At 63.4% G+C, this 19,021-nt stretch carries 12 protein-coding genes; all 12 read right to left on the bottom strand.

Features of this window, described 5'->3' with window-relative positions:
* Positions 1-104 precede the first annotated feature (104 nt).
* Entirely contained in the window at positions 105-4,517 is a 4,413-nt protein-coding gene (locus tag D6Z24_RS08275; protein ID WP_129126118.1) for a hypothetical protein, read from the bottom strand.
* Between the two features lie 15 nt (positions 4,518-4,532).
* Entirely contained in the window at positions 4,533-7,940 is a 3,408-nt protein-coding gene (locus tag D6Z24_RS08270; protein ID WP_129126117.1) for a hypothetical protein, read from the bottom strand.
* Positions 7,937-11,653, bottom strand: coding sequence for a baseplate J/gp47 family protein (locus D6Z24_RS08265; protein ID WP_129126116.1), 3,717 nt, complete (start codon positions 11,651-11,653; stop codon positions 7,937-7,939). Before D6Z24_RS08265 ends, D6Z24_RS08270 begins: the two co-directional genes overlap by 4 nt.
* Positions 11,654-11,659: 6 nt before the next feature.
* Positions 11,660-12,103 carry a GPW/gp25 family protein gene (locus tag D6Z24_RS08260; RefSeq protein ID WP_129126115.1) on the bottom strand — a complete coding sequence of 148 codons (444 nt, stop codon included), beginning with the start codon at positions 12,101-12,103 and terminating at the stop codon, positions 11,660-11,662.
* 2 nt (positions 12,104-12,105) lie between these two features.
* Positions 12,106-12,375, bottom strand: coding sequence for a PAAR domain-containing protein (locus D6Z24_RS08255; RefSeq protein ID WP_129126114.1), 270 nt, complete (start codon positions 12,373-12,375; stop codon positions 12,106-12,108).
* A 219-nt stretch (positions 12,376-12,594) separates the two neighbouring features.
* Entirely contained in the window at positions 12,595-14,364 is a 1,770-nt protein-coding gene (vgrG, locus tag D6Z24_RS08250) for a type VI secretion system tip protein VgrG (protein WP_129126113.1), read from the bottom strand.
* Positions 14,361-15,068, bottom strand: a complete 708-nt coding sequence (locus D6Z24_RS08245; protein ID WP_129126112.1) for a CIS tube protein — start codon at positions 15,066-15,068, stop codon at positions 14,361-14,363. Before D6Z24_RS08245 ends, vgrG begins: the two co-directional genes overlap by 4 nt.
* The gene (locus D6Z24_RS21620) at positions 15,068-15,223 is read right to left on the bottom strand and encodes a DUF5908 family protein (RefSeq protein ID WP_198419528.1); all 156 of its coding nucleotides are present in this window, start codon (positions 15,221-15,223) and stop codon (positions 15,068-15,070) included. The genes D6Z24_RS08245 and D6Z24_RS21620 overlap by 1 nt, the downstream gene beginning before the upstream one ends.
* Before the next feature lie 147 nt (positions 15,224-15,370).
* Positions 15,371-15,808 carry a phage tail protein gene (locus tag D6Z24_RS08240; RefSeq protein WP_129126111.1) on the bottom strand — a complete coding sequence of 146 codons (438 nt, stop codon included), beginning with the start codon at positions 15,806-15,808 and terminating at the stop codon, positions 15,371-15,373.
* Positions 15,809-15,818: 10 nt separating this feature from the next.
* Positions 15,819-16,256, bottom strand: a complete 438-nt coding sequence (locus D6Z24_RS08235) for a phage tail protein (RefSeq protein WP_129126110.1) — start codon at positions 16,254-16,256, stop codon at positions 15,819-15,821.
* A 38-nt stretch (positions 16,257-16,294) separates the two neighbouring features.
* Complete coding sequence (locus D6Z24_RS08230) at positions 16,295-17,731, bottom strand: phage tail sheath family protein (protein ID WP_129126109.1); 1,437 nt, start codon at positions 17,729-17,731, stop codon at positions 16,295-16,297.
* 52 nt (positions 17,732-17,783) lie between these two features.
* Positions 17,784-18,419 carry a DUF4255 domain-containing protein gene (locus D6Z24_RS08225; RefSeq protein ID WP_129126108.1) on the bottom strand — a complete coding sequence of 212 codons (636 nt, stop codon included), beginning with the start codon at positions 18,417-18,419 and terminating at the stop codon, positions 17,784-17,786.
* Between the last annotated feature and the right edge of the window lie 602 nt (positions 18,420-19,021).

Below are 19,021 nucleotides of genomic sequence, written 5' to 3'. Positions count from 1 at the left end.
GGTGAGGGCGGTGCATCGGCGACATGGTTGATTCTTGCGAGGCCCTCACCCCAGCCCCTCTCCCGGAGGGCGAGGGGGATGAAAACCAGGGTGATGCTTCACGGCTACAGCTCCTTCTTCGCCCCTCCGAAACACCCTTTGCGGGTTATCGCGGCGAGTAGAACGGGGCCGATTGCGCGCTGCACCTGGGCCTCTACCTTTTCTCCTTCGTAGAAGGGCTCGCTGCTGTTCGCCAGCGGCAGGTCCCACACCCAGGCGGCTACTTCCTCGCCCGGCAGGTTCCCCACCTTTCCCTCCAGACGCAAACTGTTCTCCGCCGCGCGCTCCACGTTCATGTCCGGTTCCGGCTGCGGCCCTTCGCAGAGCTTCTTGTAGTCGGTGTGCGTGCACTGGTTGCGCTCGCTGCAATCGAAGGCGGGGACGCGGGTCTCCTTGTTGTTCAGGCGCTGGTTGATGAAGACGGCGCCGTCGAAGGGCGCGCCGGTCGCTGCGGGCTCGTTGGTGTAACGGATCACCATCGAGAAGGCGGGATTCGGCCTTGCGAAGCTGTAACGGAACTCGAGGTCGAAGCTGTCGCAGACAAAGTACTCGATGAAGAGCACGGCGAAGGGAAGGGCGTCGTCGGGCTGGAAGCTGAAGACGAGACGTCCCGGCGCAGCACCTGCCTGCTCGACCAGGGCATGATCTACCACCTCGTTCAGCGCCTTCACGTAGCTCCCGACGGCGTCGTTGAAGTTCTCGTTCAAATGCCCAGCGTCGGGTATGGGAAGTCCGTCGTTGCGCAGGGCGATGTCACGGCCGTTGAAGCGCAGCCGCACCTCGCGCTCCTGGCGATAGCTCTCGTAGCGCGCGTCCTGGAACGGGGGCTGAATCCAGAGCCGGTAGGCGCAGCGCCGCGACTGCCCGCCGCAGGGTAGCTCGCAGGCCTGTTGGCAGTTGTGCTGCACCTGGAGCGAGGCGGTGCAGTTGTTGCGGTCGGCAACGGTCACCGAGAAACTGCTCCCGCTCGGGATGGGATCGGTGTTGAAGAAATTTCCGGTGACCGGCTTGTCGTTCGCGGTGAACGGTGGCGTTCCTCCTTCGATGCGGATGAAGGAGCGGTAGCTCGCGGTCCCTTCGCAACTGAAATCCGTCTCCCGAAGCACGAGAGGCGGCGGCACCACCACGGTCTGCGGCGCGGTGGCGCCACCGGCCGCGTCGTGCACGATGATGCTGTGCCCGCCGACGTTCAGCTTCAACGCCTGGCCTACCGGGGCGGGCGCTGCGGTGTCCACCTGCACGTTGTATGGCGCGGTGCCGCCGGTCACCTTCACCTCGACCGGCGCCTGATTGTCCGGGCCGGTACAGCCGACCGTTGCGCTGAAGGCCAGCGGCTGGGTGCAGGTGTGCCTGGGGGTGGTCGAGGCGCTGCAGTTGCGCGCGTCGGTGATGACGACCTCGACGTCGGTGTCGCCGGGGAGGTTGCCGCTGGAATAAACCGTTCCGTTGACCGAGCCGCGGTTCGGCGTGTAAGGGGGCGTGCCGCCCTTTATCTCGATGACGGCGACGTAAGTGCCGGTGTCGCCGATGCAGTCGAAACGCGGCTCGCCGAGGACGAGTTGCGCCGGGATCGATACCGTCTGAGGCGCGGAGACGGTCGCCTCCTGGTCGCGTATCGAGATGACATGGGTTCCGGCGGAAAGCGCCAGCACGCCGGTCAGCGGCGTGAAGTCCTGCTGGTCCACCTTCACGCTGTAGGGTGCCGTCCCCCCGTCCGGGGCGATGGTAACTTCGGCCTGGTTATTGGCGTTGGTGCAGCCGGTCTGCACAGTGAAGGTGAGCGGTGGCGTGGGGAGCACGAACTGCACCGGCGCGCAGTCCGAGCAGCAGAGATAGGGGAGATAGAAGTCGGCGATGACGGTGCCGTCCTCAAGCTCCCGCACCGTCTGCTCGATGATGTCCTCGGCGCCGGTCCGCGGCGGGCGCACTACCCCAGGGTCCGGCACGCGACCCGTGAAGGCACCCAGCACCAAACGTACGTCCGGGTCCGCCGCAAGTTCGGGCTTGCTCGCCATCCTGGTGAAGGCGTCCATCATGGCGGCGGGCTCAACGTCCGCGCAGATGGTGGCTGTTCCTGAAGGTGCCGCCGGTCCCGTCCGGCCGGTCACGCCCTCGGGTGTCACGCGCCGGTCGAAGCGGAAGCGGTCCCTGAGCCCGCCGAGGTCGATGCCGCCTCCAGGCTGAAGCACCCTGGCCGGTTCTTCGTGGTAGACGACGATGAAGGTCCCCCCGAGCGGCACCCCCGCCTTGTGCTGGATGCCGGGGTGGTCGCGCAGGAAGGTCCCGAGGTAGAGCCTCTGCTTCACCTCCCTCAGCCGGTCCTGGAACTCTCCCTCAAGCGTCTTGATCACATCCAGGCGGCAGTGGTACAGGATCGCTTCGAGCCGGTCGTCGAGTTCCTCCCAGCGGAGCAGGTTGACGGTCCCCTCGATAGCTCCGGCGGCGCCCTCGCGTTCCTTCTCCACCGCCTCGGTCACCCGCACCAGGTCCTGGTAGCGTTTCTCGAAGCCAGGATAGTCGAGCTCGGCGAGCGTCGCGGCGTACTGCTCGAAAAGCTTCGCCACGAACGCGATCACGTAGAAGATGATCAGGTTCGACTGGCCGACGTTCTGACTGTTCAGGAAGTTGATGATGACGTTGGGGTCGATCTCGGGTACCGCCCCGCCCGGCTGGTTCGCCAGGAAGTCCTCGAAGAGCCGACCCAGCGTCTGGGGCTGCACCAGGAAATCGGGCGCGCAGTTCGCGAGGACGGCCAACTGCGGCTTGGCCGGGGTGGTGACCGGCGAGCGGGTCTCGAAGGGAAGCGCGTAGAAGTAGCGCAGCTCGGCACAGAGAAAGCAGGTCGATTCCGCCTTCACGCTCTCGTAAAGCGTCTCGAGGTCCTGGAAACGGCACCCCTTCTTGGATAGATCGACCGGTACCTTCTCGTCGAAGGCGCCGGTGCGCAGCGCGATCACCTCGATGGGGAGGCGGTAACGGGACTTCAGTGTCAGGAGCGTCGTCATCACGCGCTGGTAGTTCTTGCCCAGGTGCCCCTCGACGCGCAGGAAGTTGTACGGCTCCAGGTCGTAGCGCAGCGCCTGCGTCACGAAGGGGGGAGCGGGGGGCTGGTAGGAGTCGGAACGGTAGCCGAGGTTTTGGTTGGCGCGGTTTCGCTGCGTCTTGTCCGGGTCCCAGAGCCGGTACAGCGGCGGCGTGCCGGTGAAGAGGTAGTAATAAGGGATCGCCTTCCCGGAAAGGGGGGCTTCCCCAAGCCTGCTCGGGGTGATCCTGATCGAGCCGTCGGTCGAGGGGAGACGCGAAAAAGCCGGAAGCGGCAGCGGCGGGGCGTCGGTGAAGCGGGCGGTCATCTCCACGAGGCGCTCGAAGAGCTCTTCCAGTTCTACGATACGTTCCTCGCCGCCGGAGAGAGCCGGGGAGGGCCAGAACGGGGTCCGGTACAGCTCCGGTGCGCTCACCTGGATCGGGAAGAGGACCCCGAGCATCAGGTGGCGCGGGAAGAGCCCCTCCGGCGGGCAACAGACCGAGAAAAGCTCGCCCCCCGCACGGGAGAGTTCGCGCAGCCCCTTCGAAATATCGTCGAAGAAATCGTAGTAGTACTGCAGGAACCTGACCTGTGCCGTGGAACCCGGCGTGTTGTCAAGGGACCCGAAGCGGCCGGTGAAATCGGCGAAGGGGTTGTCCGGGTACTTCTGCTGTGCGAGCGGCTTGAACGCGTCGTATGCGGCGGTCAGTGCCGTCGCCGTCTGCTGCACCAGCTTTTCACCCGTGAATGCGGCCTGGAAAGCGGCGTACACGTCCTGCGAGGTGGCGGGGGCCGTGTTGGGCACGTCGATCCTCGGCAGGTGCACCTCCGGGATGTTCAGCCGCTCGAGTAGTGTCTCGGCGAGGTCGGTGACGGTGCCGTTTCCCTCCAGGGCGTTGGCCCGTGCGATGATCTCCTTCAGGTCGTTCACGCCGATAAGGAGGCGGCGCACCGTTACCGTGATCTCGCTTCCCCTGTCGTCGCAGTTGTTCATGCTGCAGTTGCGCAGTCCCTCCTTTTTCAACTCAAGGAAAAGGAGCACCGCCTTGTCGGCCAGAAAGCCTTCCGGGGTCGTGATGGGGACCGTATCCGGCTCACCGGCAGGAAAAAGCTCCCAGAGAGGATAGGGGGCGTCACCCTTCATGAAGAGAGGGTAGGGGAGGTCCGTGGGGGGGAGGTACTGCCGGTAGCTGACGAGGAACGCATCCTCAGGTTCCACGATCAGGTACCCCTGCGAGGTGACGCCGCATCCCCTGGTGAGCGTGATGCCAAGGCCGCCGTCGACGTTCTGGGAGAGGGTGATCTCCAGCCCGCAGACGATGCCGATGCCGATCAGGTTGGCGCGGGTGAGCCGCTCCTGCTCGTCCAGGTAGTCGAAGACCTGGTTCAAGTGTGAAAAGGAGAGCACCTGGTTCGCCTCGAAGACGGGGAAGTTATCTTGTGAAGGTTTCATCGCGGAGCACCTCGATCAGTTTCCTAGAGCCGTTGTACCCAGACGTACCGGGTTTTTGTCGTTGCCCTCGTCGCAGTCGTGCAGCGTCGCGGGGGGGTAGCTGTTGCTCAATGCGCCTAGCAGGTCGAGCACCACGCGCAGACGGTAGGAGACCTCGCAGTAGGCGTGGTACCGCTCCTCGAGCAGGGCGCGTATCCTTTCCGTGGTCCCGGCCTGGAAGGAAACGCCCGGGCACGCCTGTCCGAGATCGATGGGGAAGGTGGGGAGCTGCGTATCCGGCGTGAAACTCCCGGAGCGGAAGAGGCCGTCCATCCACTGGTAGAACTCCATACCGAAGCCGGTCAGGATGCCCAGGGCGCAGCGGCAAAGGTTGACGCTGTTCCGGTTGAGCGATTTACTCGGCGAAAGGAGGTTCCGCACCAGGATCGCCTCCACCCTCTCTTCCAGGCGCTCCTCGGTCCAGTCGAAGCCTGCGTTCGCCGCGAGCCAGTCGCACCAGGCCGCCTGGAAACGCTCGTACTGAAGCCCGTAAAGGGCGATTCTCCCGAAGTGTTCCACCTCCACCGCCAAAACCCGGGTCCAGAGTTCGAAGGGAAGCGCCACCCCGCAGGCGATCTCCTCCGGTTTCACCTTGTCGCCGAAGGTCAGCTCCAGTTCCATCTTCAGGGCGTCCGCGTGGAAATGCTTCTGCGCGTTCTCCTGGTACCAGACCTGGAACACCTGAGCGAACGCCTTGTGGATGGCGATGGCGCAGGCGCAGGCCTCCTCTTCGCTGGGGGACAGACCGTCCGCCTTGTGCCCCTCACGCTCCAGAAGTGCCGCGAGCCGCCCGAGCACCGGATCGCACGGGTCCTCGACGTAGCCGTCGTTTCCCACCCAGCAGATCTTGGCGACGAGGTGCGACGGGACCTCCTCGCGGATCACCCGGTCCGCGTAGCCGCGCATCTCCAGGTCAGCATGGAAGGGGTCGAGCCAGCCGGGCATGACGAAGGTGAGCCGGAAGGAGTAGGGATCCTCGGCGCCGCAGGTGTTGCAACCGCCGTCGGTGCATGCGGGGTAGAGGGCGTCGCCAGGGAATTTCGGGCGCAGCAGCAGGTGCTCCACCACGATCATCCGCTTGTCGAGCTCCGGGTAGCCGAGAAGCAGGGCGATGCGCCGCCTGATCCCCGGCTGGTTGTCCGCGCCGCACGGGTCGTGGCGGTAATCGAAGGCCCTGGCGCGGTCGTGGCTGATCCTCGGGTAGTCCGACAGGAAGGCGATCTTGTCCTTGATCAACTGGTCCAGGGCGATCTCCTGCCCGAGCACCTTGGCGAGGAGCAGGCCGTACGCGCTGAAGTCTTCGCCGAAGCGGGCGAGCAGGTGGTCGAGGAACCGGTTGCGGCGCTCCCTGAATTCCTCCGGCGTCTCCAGCATCGCCTCCAGAAGCGTTTTGCTGAGGCCGGTGACGAGCTCGGAGTAACCCTGGATCACCGCATCGGAAAGCTCGGCGGCGAAGTAGGTCCGGCTCACCGCGGTGTCGAGCGAGAAGAGATCGGCGGCGTGGGCGAGTTGGGCGAAGGCGTCGGCGAGTATCTGCTCGAACACCATCAGGTAGGCCTTCATCTGGCGCGCCTGCGCCCTGCGCCGGGCGGAAGCCGTGGTGGGCAGCTGGTCGGGACCCACCCCGTAGGTGAGCGGGAAGCTGTACTGCACCGGGAAGTAGCGATCCGGGTGCCGGTATTTCCCCGCCGGGATCGGGAGGTCGTTCACGGCACCGCGTATTCCGGAGCGTTCCGCCTCGCCGCGCAGGCGCGTGAGCGTGTCGAGCGCCTCGTCCATCCTCGGGAGGAAGGGAAGCCCGTTCTTGTAAAAGAGAAAGCGCGAGGCGTTTCTGTAGAGCCTCGGCTGGTGCTGCGGCAGCAGGTAGAGGAGCCAGGAGGCGCTCGCCTTGTTCGGGTCGAAGATCGGCTTGCCGTCGCTGCCGAAGATCGGGTCGTAGGCGCCACGGACCGTGTTCCCCTCGGCGTCGTACTTGGTGAGCTGCAGCTGGTTGACCGCAACGACGCCGTCGATGTCCATGAGGCGGTTGATGAGATCGGAGACGCAGAGCGCGCTCTTAAGCGAAGCCGCGTCGAGGTCGTCGTCGCTCAAGAAGCCGCTCGCGAGCTCCGGGCCGTTGAAGATATCCTCCACCGGTACTTCCCGGTCGAGGAGTTCCTGCAGCGTGTAGAAGGGGATGGGCGGGTTGAAGTAGCGCTCGATCTCGAACCAGATGCGCGCCTGTACGAGTTCTATGTCGGCGTCCGGCGCCACCTCGACGTCGGCGCAGGCCGCCACCTCCTCGATGCCGATCACGCCTACCCGGCAGAAGTCCTCGTCCAGGTTGCGGTGCGCGACCAACTCCTTCTTCGCTAGACCGACGGCGGAGGCCTTCAGCCGTTCCTTGCGCCGATAACGCTGAATCAGTCCGTTAGGCGTCTTATCTTCCAGTATCGCTTTCAGTGTCGCGACCGTGGCGGCGTCCCGCGCCGCACTCGCTCCCAGCAGGCGGAGCGCCGCATCCTGCAGCACGATCTTCGCCCCGGAAGGGAGGATCTCGACCTCGAAGGTCCCGTAGAAGATGTTGCGCCAGTGGCGCCTCAGGTACTCGTCGCGCCCCTCTTCGTCGAGATGCGGGTCGCTCAGCAAATCGTAGCTCCTGGTCGCCCCGAAGCGGATCAGCTTCAGGTTGACGGAGGCGCCGTTTTTGCCGTCGAAGGCGTCGTCGCTGTCCAGGAAGAGTTCCCACTGCTCCCGGTCGGCAAGCGACACCTCCGGGAAACGAAGCTCCAGTACAACGGGAGTGCCTGCCGCCGCTTCGTTCAACACCGCGGCCGACTCGATCTTCCTGTCGTTCAGGTCCCCGGCGTCAGGATCCTCTTCGAGTTCCAGGAGCGCCTCGTACAGCCCGAGCGGCCAGACCTGAACCTTGCCGCGTCCCCCTGCCTCCGGCGGGCGGTAGGAGAGGGCGAGCCCATCCTCTTCTTCGCACCAGGCCCAGTAACTCGTGTCGCACGCGCACTCCTTGCAGATGATCCAGGCGTTGCGCACCGGCTCGAGATCGATCATAAGGCGTCTGAAATCCTTTTCTGTCCACGGGTTGACGGTGAGGATGGAGCGTGCCGTGAAGAAGGGCTGGTTCGGGAAGGGGTGCGCCGGATCGCCGGACGGGACTGCCGGGGCCAGGATGTCCTTGATGTCCCAGCCGGTGCGGTAGCCGAGGTCGGTGATGGCGTAGCAGAGGGCCTCGTGGATGGCGATGCCGGAGTCGCTCTCGTTGTAGTCGGTCCAAAGCCTGCTTGCCATCTGCTCGATGAAGGCGATCCCCTCCCGGCGCAGGCGGTAGAAATCCTGGGCGGGGGGAAGCGGCGGCTGTTTCGCTATGGTCGCGGATAAGCTGCTCATAACGCGCACCTGCAGAGCTCGGCGGGGGAGGACACCCCGGCGGGGTCGATGAAGGCGATCGCGTGCTTTCTTGCCGAGACGAGTACCGATACCGCCTTGGATCCTGCCGCCTCGTTCACCTCCGCCGTCCTTTGCTGGTCGTGTTCGTCCCGGTAGGTGTGGAAGAGGCGGAAATCGGTGACGCAGTCGACGTACGGGAGATCCTCCAGGAAGTTGATGAGGACCGACTTCCTCACCACCCCTCCGAAGGTCGGGCTCCCGCCGCCGGGGAACGCCCAGGGGGAAAGAAAACGGGTGATCGCCTCCGAGATCTTCTGCCCGTAAAAGGACCGGTCCAGGCCCGGGTGCAGGCGCACCTTGCAGTCCACGCGCACCTCCTCGAACTGCGGGTTCTTGACGTGCAGCTTTACGAAACAGGAGGTGCGCGCTGCGACGAAACGGGCGATCTCTTCCAGGAGCCCAAGGCTCGTGTAGGGGCGCAGGGGATCGCGCAGATGCGCGAAGCGCTGGTTCGGTATCGCGACCACGGCGACGTGACCCGGCGCAAGTTCCCGGTAGATCCCGGCGCCGCTTGCGTCCGGCTCGTACTGCGTGTGGTTCAGGCATTTGACCCGGTAGACCTGAGGGAACGCTTCAAGGATCAGGTGCTCGTAGTCCCACTGTGCGATGGCGCGGTCCTTGTGCCTGAGCCTCTCCGAAACGCGCGTGTAGAAGTCTCCGGGGGACTCCTTGCCGCGCCCTCCGAAACCGGGGAAGGGCTGGGTGATCCCCTTTACGGCCGCGTCGGGTTGGTCCAGCTTTGAGACGGTTCCGGCGGGAAGGGGCGTAGCCTGGAAGGCCGGGTCATTGCCGCGGTCGGCGAAGGTCGCCCTGAGCGCCTGCGCTGCGACCATGATCAGGCGGCAAACCGAATCGGCATTTTCCGCCACCGCCGCGCGCAGCCAGTGCATCCCGGCGGGGAGCACGGTGTTGTCGGCCGAGGCCTCGCGAGGCACGGCGAACGTGACGATGCCCGAGTCGATCAGTTCGGCGGTGCGGTCGTCCACCCCGTCTTTGGCAAAGGGCACCCACTCGTTTTGCCGAAGGTAACTCCACTCGACGTGCGGCTTTGGTTTCACCGAGAGGGGATCGGCGCTGCCGTCCACCACCTGGAAGAGGAGGGCTACATTGCGGGGGGGCTCCAGGCCGCTGATGCCGATGTAGAACTCCGCCTCGTGCTTCACCTTTTGCCCCTGCGGCAGCTTCAGGTCGTCCCGGTTTTGATGCTTGAACTGAGGCAAAAGGTAAATGGCGGCGTCCGCCGATGGGGCGTTCGCCTTCAGGTAAGGGTGCTGCTCGGCGGTGCCAAAGGGGGCCAGGTTGAAAAAGCGTGCCGGACGTCCGGCAAACTGGTCGGGGGCCGCCTTTTCGAGGGGGATGGTCTGGGTCGCCGCGTAATCGAGGGTGAGCTCGGTGACGAACGGTCCCGCCGGGGGCGTGGGTCTCGTGCCGTCGTTGTTCGGGTCGGCGTCGGTCACCCGCTTGATGTAGTCGATGAGCGCCTGCTCGTAGCTTGCCTGACCGAAATCGTCGTCGAGCCTCAGGCGGACGAAGCCGTTTCGGGAAGCGGTCGTGAACTGCTCGTCCTCGCTCGGGTCCGGTGCGTCCAGGTATGGGGGCGCGTCGGAGGTTTGCGGGTCGCCGAGCAGGGTGAAGCTCGTGTCGGTAACCGAGGACTGCACCGCGGTCAGGTACGGGTGCCAGCGCCCCCCCTGGAGGTATTCGGTCACCGCGTTGACCGTCTTGCCGCCGTAGGGGGCGGGCGTCCCCTGCCAGGTGAGGTGCAGCGTCGCGCCGGTCAGCTTCTTCTGGAAAAGCTCCTTCGAGCCGACGATGAATGCGCTGTTCGCCAGCGGCGAGGGGCCGAAGGGCTGGAAGGGTTTCGAGGCATCGACCGGTCCGAAGTCGTTTGCGAGTGCGGCTACCTTCAGGTCCTGCACCTCCACGGTCAGCTCCACGCCGCTGATGGTCACGTCCTCGAGGCTTTCGTACTTGAACTTCGCATCTGGGCGCTGCTTGAGCCGCACCATGAGGACCGGGAGCGTCGTGTCGAAGTTGTAGCCGTGCGTATCCGGGAGGTACGGGGTTATCGCCGGATCCGCGCCGGTGAGCGCGACCACTACCCTCAGCCCCCCGGTCACCTGGCCGAAGGAGAGGGGGGACTTGTCGAGCCAACCCTTTTTCGTGGTGAAGGAGCAGACGACGTCGGCCGTGAAATCACCGGAGACCGGCGCGGGCTGTTGAAAGATCACGGTGACGGTACGGGTTCCCTGGGCAAGGAACAGGTAGTGCGAGGCGACGGCGAAACCTATTTCCGCGCGGGGCATGTCGATCGCGGCCAGCACACCGTCCTGGTAGCGCTTGTTGTGGAATGGGTGCCAGGACTTGTCCTCGCTGGTGAGTTCCGCTCCCTTACCGTCGGCCGAGTTGGCGACCGGGGAGGCGAAGAGACGCCCCCGGTCCACGTCGCTGGGACTTAAGAGCCCAACCTTTTCCGGGCCGTGGCGGTACACGGTCTTAAGCTCCGCCACCTTGGCCTGGTTCGCCACGAAATCGGCATCGCTCGCGTAGAAGGCGTCCTTTCCCTGGGCATCCTTCCCCGCCTTTAAGAGCTCACCCGCCGGGAAGAGCCGCTCTTCCACTTGGCGTGCGAGCTCCGCCAGGAGGTGCACCTGTCCCGGGTGGGCCGGTTTCTCCTTCAGCCGCAGGATCTCACGGTAATAGAAATCGAGATGGCGGGCGGTGAGCGTGTTGGCGGCATCGCGCGCGTAGGCGAAGAGGCGTAGAAAGGCGAGAAACAGCGCGTAATGGGGCTGGTGGTCATCGCGATCAGTCAGGCTTTTCTCCAGCGCCTGTTTACCCTCGCTCGCGACCTTCGCGTAACTTTTCAGAAACTGGTCGAGGATCGAGGTGAACATGTTGTGCGTCGCGATGTGATTGATCCTCTGGAACGGCTCGATGCCGGTCCCGTACACCGAGGCGTCCGGGGCGACGGCCCCGGTATACCTCGCCCAGTCGGGAGAGCTGTCTGTGATCCATTCCTTGCCGAGACCGGAAGTGAAGACCGTGCTGAAGGGGACGGTTTGGGCGCCGAACAGCTCCAGTCCCGGCTGCAGGTCTGCTATCAGGCGGTCCGATTCGGGCGTCACGGCGAGATCCGCCTTGTAGTAGGCGATGAGCCGGTTCAGCGCCGGGGCGAGCTGGTTCGCGATGAGCCCCTGCAGCATCTCCTTCAGGGCGAGATCCTGTGGGAGCGCGTCTTTCAGCCGGTCGAACTGCCGCGCAAGGCTCCCGACGCTGCTGAAGAGGTAGCCTAGATAATCCTTCGCCTTGGTTTCGTCCGAGCCGAAGCCGAGATCCTTCAGGAAGTCGAGGAACTCCTTGATCCTGCCTCGGTAGAATTCCACATCCTGCACCGCGGTGAGTGCCAGCTGCACCGATACGTCGGTGCCGAAGAAAGGGGTCCAGTCGCCGTCTTTCACATCGTTGGTGTTTAAGTAGTTCAGGAAGGAGGCGTAGGCCTGCGCGAAGACCATGCCGTGCGCCGTGTCGCGTTGGTCCACCGGAGCGAAGTTCGGGTCGAGGGGGAGGGCGAGGCGCTGGTCCTGGCTCGTCCCTTCGCGGAGCGGCTTCAGTGCGTCCCTGTTCTGTTTGCAGTCGGCGGATTTGGGCATATGGACCTAGTCGTTTTCCGGCAGGAGGTTCACCGTCACCCCGAGATCGAGGTCGGTTCCTTCCAGCCTGTAGTAGGGGAAGACGAAATTGAAGCGCGAGTTGGTCGTCTTGACCCGGTAGACCACCTCGATGAGGACGACCCCTTCGAGTTCGCGCGTGTCGTCCAGGTTGATCCCCTCCAGTTCGATGCGCGGTTCGTGGTAGAGGATCGCCGTCTCGATCTTGTCCGCCATGAGCGCCTTGGTGCCGGTGTCGAGGTTTTCGAAGATCAGGTCGTCCAGGTTGCAGCCGTACTGCGGGAGCATGGCCCGTTCCCCCTGCGAGGTGCTGAGCAAGGTCTGCAGGCTCGCGACGATGTCCGCCTCCTCTTCCAGCATGGCGACACCGGGGAGTGACTTGTCGAATTCGGGAGGAAAGGACCAGCCGCGGCCCAGGAAGTCGAGGTTCATGGTTAGCCTCCGATGAGCACGGTGAGGGCGCAGGGGGGGAGGATGAGTCCGCCGCCCGCGGTCGAGTCCGACATGCGTGCTGCGGGTAGTCCGCCGATGAACACCGTAGCCGAGCCCTTTATGATCGCGTCAGCGCCGCAGGAGTCCCCCATGCGCGCCGCGGGGAGTCCGGCGATGAGCACGGTCGGCGCCCCCGGCGGTATGATCGGCGTCGGCACCCCCTGCGTCGCAGTGCTGACGATGAGATCCGTGATGCGTGCGGCAGGAAGCATGCTGGGGCTCCTTTTGTAGCATCCCTCTCCCTCCGGGAGAGGCGGTAGGCATGTTGCCCCCATGCGTCTACAGCGTCCATGTCCCCTCTCCCTCCGGGAGAGGGTTAGGGTGAGGGCGCTGCGATAGGCGAGATTTTGATGGTGCCAACGCCCTCACCCGCCCTTCGGGCACCCTCTCCCGGAGGGAGAGGGGGACTAGGCGATGATTCCCCCATGCCTCTAGTTGATCTGCACGATCCCCCCCTGGATCACGGTCTTAGCACTTCCCTTGATCGTCGTGCTCGCGCCGGACACCTCGGCGCTCGCGGTACCGGCTGCCTTCAGCGCGGCTTGGGCACTCAAATCCAGATTGGAGCCGCACTCGATCTTCAGGTTCTTGGCCGCCTTAAGGGTGAGATCCTTTGCGCTTTCAATCCGCACCCCCTGATCGTCCATGGTGATCTTGTTCCCGTTTTGGTCCTCTATCACCACGCCCTTTTTATCCTCGGAGAGCGTCAGCCGGTTCCCCTTGGGGGTCTCCAACTGCACGGACTTCTTCTCGTCGTCGAAGGTGAACTTCATCTTGGAGCGGCTCACGTACCCCTTGCGGTGGTTCTTGTCCTTGGCAGGTTCGGGCGCGGGCTTCGCCGAGCTGTGGCACATACCCAGGACCACCGGGTGGCGCGGGTCGTCCCAGAGAAAGCCGACGACGACCTCGTCGCCGATCTCGGGCCTGAAAAAGGTGCCGCGCTCCTTCCCCGCATCCAGGGTCGCCAGCCGCGCCCAGATCCCCTCATCGGCCTTGCTGACGAGCGGGAGCCGGACCTTGATGCGGTCCTCTCCCTGCGGGTCCTTTTCCAAAACGGTCACCACCCCCATCTGCAGCCCGGTCACCCCAGGTATGAGCCCGGCGGCGGGAACGGGCCTCACCTCGAAACTCTCGGCGAAGGTCTCCGGGCTGAGGCCGAACTGCACGTCGGTTTCCCAGTTGCCGTTGTCCACCTGGTGGCGCACGCCGGAGACGTAGACCTTCCCCTGGAATCGCTCACCTACGCCGGTGAGCTCGATGACCTTGCCGGGGGCGACGGCGGCGAAGCCCTGAAACCTCGCACGCCCCCGCACCTGCGCCAGGCGCTCGGTCCGCAGCCTCCCGTCCGCCCAGGCCTGCAATTCCGGTTGCCCCAGTCTTCCGCCGTGTCTCAACTCGTGCGGGTCGCTCCCCAAAACGGCTGCAAGATCGGCAGGTTTCAGGTTGCCGCTTGAAGAGGGCGCCGGTTCCCTGGCCTCTGCCTCCTGGACCTTCTGCTCCGATGCGTCCCAACTCTTCGCCACGATCCCTTTGCTCTGCCTGCGCGCGTCGATGTCGGCATCGAGTTCCAAAAGCGTCGAGCCGAAACCGACGGTCAGGACCGGGGCGGCGCTCGTGCCGGGTGCCGTCACGGTCACCTTGCCGTCGCTTGCGATCACCACGAGTCCGTTCGCCTCGGCACGCAGCAACAGGAAATCCCAATCGGTCGAGTTGTACTGCGTGACCTCCTTGAGGTCCGGCTTCGTGGCATCGACCTCTTTGCCGAGCTTGTAAGAGTCGATGATCTGCTCGATGACGTCGCTGTCTTTCATCTCCACGAAGTAGCGGCTCTTGAGCCCCTGGCTCATTTTCACCGCCTCATCCCGGCACTCGACGGTGAGGAGGCTGCCGCTCTTTCGGACGCTGATGCCGTACTTGAGCACCACCCCTTTGAAGACTGTGTCGTTCTGCGAGCGGTAACCCAGCTTGATTTCGATCTTCTTCCCCGGGAGGAAGAGGTCCGCGTTGCTGGCGTTGAAGGTCGCCTTGGCTGCCTCGCCGTCGCGGATCCGGAGCGTCGCGGTCGGGATGCGGTTCACCTCTTTGCGGACCGCGACCGACATCACGTGGTATTCCCCGGGCACCGCTGCTCCGTCCATCAGGAGTTCCACGGTGCAGACGTCGGGCGTCGCCGGGGTGGGTATGGTCGACTCCGTGCTCACGGCAGCGCACCTTTCTTGTCTATCGGGGGGAAAAGCAGGCTCGTGTTGGGCGTGAGCTTGCGGAAGTTGTCGAGTCCGTTTACCTGCGCCACCTGCAGGTAGTATCTCGGGTCGCCGTAGATCCGGTAACAGAGCAGCGGCAGGGTGTCGCCCCCCTTTACCGTGCGCCGGTGCGTCAGGTCCGGTGAGGACTTGTCCTCCTTGCGCGCACGTTTCTTCTCCTCGATGCTCTTCTTGAACTTCACCTTGGCGATCGTGCGTATCGGCTGGCCGTCCGGGTTGAAGAGTTTGTGCGTAAGGGAAAGTTCGGTGGCGCGCCCGGTGAAGACGAGGCTTCCCCAGACCAGCTTCAAGTGGTACGGCTCGTGCGATTTCCCCTGGTAGCCGGTCAGCATTTTGCGCAGCCGGTCGACGTCCTTTTGCACCCCTTCCTTATTCGGCTTGCCATCGATGATGCCGGTGTTGTCGAAGAGGAACTCGAAGGTCAGCTCCTCGGGGAGGGTGAACTCGTATTTCACCTGGGCGCCGCTGGTTCCCTGGCCCTGGCCATCCGAGGTCTTCACCTTGTATTCGAGGGTGTAGCTCTCAGGGTTGATGAGCGCCTCGAAGGTCTCCTTCGCCTCCGCCTTGGTGCCGCGCTCGGCATCCTCCGAGGTGTCGAAGGCCAGGATCAGGAGCTTTTCCAGCTTGCCGTTGTCCGCCATCAGCGCTCCGCCTTGTTTTGCAGTATCTGCAGCATCTGTTCGATGCACTCGCTCACGATGGCGTCTTTCTCCGCGCCGCCTCCGGCAGAGGGAGGCGGGGCAGGCGAGGTGGTCAGCGCGACCCGTATGTGCAGTTCCTTGATCTCGATGGGCATGATGTCCTTAGGTATTTCTTTCTCTTTTAAAAGCTCTTCCCGGGCACTCCCTCTCCCTCCGGGAGAGGGCTGGGGTGAGGGCGTTCGGGCACCTCCCTCACCCGGCCTCCGGCCACCCTCTCCCGGAGGGAGAGGGGTAAAGCACCGTTAGGCCACCGTGAAATACCGGTAGGTAAGCTCCAGCGTCTCGATCACCAGCGCGTTCTCGCCGGAGTTCAGATCGCTTACCTGCCACTTCTTCGGTATGGCGTGCGATACCTGCCACGTCTTCAGCGGCTCTCCCTTTTCGTTCATCAGGATGACGTTCAGGTCGGTGGGCTCGAACTGCCGGTCCCGGAAGGCCCGCAAGAACCACTTGATCACCTCGGAGTCGGTCAGCATGCCGCGCTTCAACACCAGGTCGGCGTACTTCGTGCGCACCGGGAGCTTGTGGGTGAAGCGGTTTTCGCCCCCCTCCTTGTACTCCTCCGTGTCGTACTCTACCGAGAGCCCCGAGACCATCTGGAAACGGACGTCGTCCTTCTTCTTGCTGATGCCGAACTCGACCCGGAAGTAGAAGGCCCAAGGGGGATAGTAGTCCACCATGACGGCACCCCTAGACCTTCATCAGCTTCAGCCCCTCGTGGGCGACCTCGAGCGTCTCTATGGCCGCCTCGTTCGCGTCCGATTTCAGATCCGGGGCGGTGACCTTGACCGGGAAGCAGCGGGTCGCGGTCCACGCCGCCACCGGTTCGTGCTTCTCGTTCAAAAGCCTGATGATGATGTCGCGCCGCCCTTCGACGCGCTCGTTGGCCACCGCCTCGAGCCAGGTGTTGTAGTCGAAGTCCTTCTCGAACTTGCCGCGCTTCAGGGTGAGGTTGTTGTTCTTCACCAGGCCGGGCATGGCGATCTTGTTGAAGTCCCGGCTGTCGCTGTGGCGGTATTCGATCTTTTCCCGCTCCATGACGAGCCCGGTCACCTCGGTGAAGCTGATCTTCGCCCCGCCCCAGTCGACCTGGAAATGAAACCGCGGTAGTGGGTATTCTTGCGCCATGTCTTTCTCCTTTATTGTCGGTTCCTAGGTTCCCGCCCCTACGATTCCGCCATTTTGTGCGAGAACCGGAAGATGATGAATTCGGCGGGGCGCACGGCGGCAAGTCCCACCTCGACGATCATGCGTCCCTCCAGGATGTCGATGGCGGTCATGGTCTTGCCAAGCCCCACCGCCACGAAGAAGGCGTGCTCGGGTTTCACCCCCTGCAGCGCTCCCTGACGCCAGATCACGGTGAGGAAGTTCTCCACCATCCCCTGGACGCGGACCCAGGTGTTCGCGTCGTTCGCCTCGAAAACGAACGGTTCGGTGGCGCGCTTCACCGACTCCTCGACGAAGTTGAAGAGCCGGCGCACGTTCACGTAGCGCCATTCGTTGTCGTTGCCTGCGAGGGTGCGCGCCCCCCAGACCAGGGTCCCCTTGCCGGTGAAGGCGCGGATCGCGTTGACCGATTTCCCAGCCACCGGGTCGACGTTCATCTGGTCCTGCTCCACGTTGGAAAACTCGATGGTCGGCTGGATCACCGAGTTCACGCTCACGTTGGCGGGCGCCTTCCAGACGCCGCGGCTGTTGTCCACCGCCGCGTAAATCCCGGCCATGGTCGTGGAAGGGGGGAGCCTGCAGGCCATGTCGGTGATCGCCGCCTTCGCCTGCTCATAGACCCTGTTGTTACCCCCCTTGAGGGTGTCGAGCTTCACCGGCGCTGCCGCGGTTCCGTTCGTCGTGATGGTGACGTCCACCGCGGTGTCGTCGTAAGCGAAATCGAGGATGGTGTCGATGTTCGGCCCGTACACCGCGCCGTACTTCAGGTTGTTCACGCCGATGCCGTTGGAGCGAAAGTTGTTCACCGCGTTCAAAAGATTCGCCCCCGGATCGGAGAGCGAGACGGAGTCGCCGTGCAGGTCCATGATCACGAAGCGGTCTTTGAGGTCCGCGCATTGCGCGAGGGCGGCGTCGTGCAGCGCCTTGAAGTCGGCGATGGAGAGGCTCTGGGCCTCGGGGAAGATGATGAGGGTCGGTTCGTCCTTTTTCGCCAGGGTGTCAAGCCCCGCCTTCAGCTCGGTCTCGACCAGCGCGCCGCCGAAAGTCGCCTTATAGGCACCCGCCGAGACGATGTAGCAGGGGCCTCCGCCGTTGGCGAAGAACATCTGCATCGCGTAGTACATGATGTGCTTGGAGCGCGCGTTTTCCGCCACGGCAGCGGTCGACTTAAGGTCGACGGTCACGCCGTTTACCTGTGTTTCCTGCACGTCGACGTTGATGTCCTGCTCCTTCTGGGGTCCGCCGAAGTACTTCTCGTACTCGACCAGCGAGGAGATGCGCGTCGGCTTCAGGGTGAGATCCCCCGGTGTCACGTCTTCCGCCTTTTCCGTGTAGCCGATGAAGGCGGGAATCGCGGTTTCTACCGGGGCCACGGAAGGAGGAAACTTGGGTATCTCTTCGATGTAAACTCCCGGTGTCTTGTACAGTGTGGCCATGGGTGCTTCCTCCTTTTTTGCGTGAGAGGCTTTGTGCTTGAAGCGCCAGCCCTTATACCGTTACCGCCGGTTTGTGATGGATGTTGCGTACGATCTCCAGGATCAGGCTCTCTTCCTTTTCCACGAAGGTGAACTTCAGGTCGAGCATACGCAGGATGTAGAGGACGAAAGGGTACTGTTTGCCTCCGAGCGTCCCCCATAGATGGTTCACCTCTTCCAGGGTCGGCGAGTATATATCGAGGATCAGCTTGAAGCTCTGTAACTGGTCGAGCGGGTTGATCGGAACGCTCGAAGTGGTGATCGAGGACGGATCGACGCTCGTTTCAGTGAAAACGTTTCTGAACTGGAAGTACCGGATCACGCGGGAGAGTATCGAAAGGGCGTTCACGTAGTCGCTGTGCGTCGCCGTCATCAGGATCAGGAAGTTCAGGAATACCGGAGGGTTCTCGTAGGTTGCCTTGAGCGTCGCCTCGTTGCGCACGTAGTTCGGGACGTTCTTGAGCGTCTTCTCCTCCTTCACGTTCACCGCCGAGATGTAGAGCTTGTCGCGCGAGACGCTGCCGCTTCCCCCGCCTGAGGCGAAGATGTCGGAAACGTTGCCAAGGTTCACGCCGTCGGTCATGTTGTACACATCATGAAGATGCTTGTTCAGCTCGTTCATTATGATGGTGAGGGCGTGGGATATCATGGCTTCTCTCGCTGCGCCGAGCGCTTCCGGAATAAAAAACGCAATAAATCCTGCTTATTTGGATGCCTATGGACCAAACTGCGCGTGTACCGACAAGTGCGGGCGCAGGCGCCGAAGCTGTAATGAGGATTAAAATTTGAATAAAATAATTAGGATTGGTTAAAAATAACGCGGCTTGTGAAGATGTCAACTGCACCGACAAAAAATGGATTCAGAGTTTCTCTGTTTCGGTGGGGCACGAGGGAGGGGGACTGGCTCCGCCAGGTGCCTGTCCCCTTAAGGCGGCGGTGCGAAATGGAGCGTTCCCGGGGAAGGCGGGGAATTCCGGGAAGGCAGGGTGCAGTTGCTCGCGAAGTGTTGCATGAGCCCAGGCGTTCCCCCCTTTGCGAAGGTTCATCAGGGAATTCCGGGAAAGCAGGGTGACCGTTTCCACGAAGCAGAGCAGCAGGCGTTATGTTCCCCCCTTTGCGAAGGGTGTATAGACCGGAGTCAAGGGTGACAGTCGTTCGGAGACATGGGTGACACTTTTTTATCGCCGATCCGGATCTCCCGGAGCTTATGGTGGCAGTAGTAAATTAAAAATGTTCCGTCCTGATCCGTGG

This window comes from Geomonas oryzae (assembly GCF_004117875.1).
Classification (GTDB): domain Bacteria; phylum Desulfobacterota; class Desulfuromonadia; order Geobacterales; family Geobacteraceae; genus Geomonas; species Geomonas oryzae.
The sequence above is the reverse complement of the archived record's forward strand: the minus strand, read 5'-3'. Positions and strand labels throughout refer to the sequence as shown.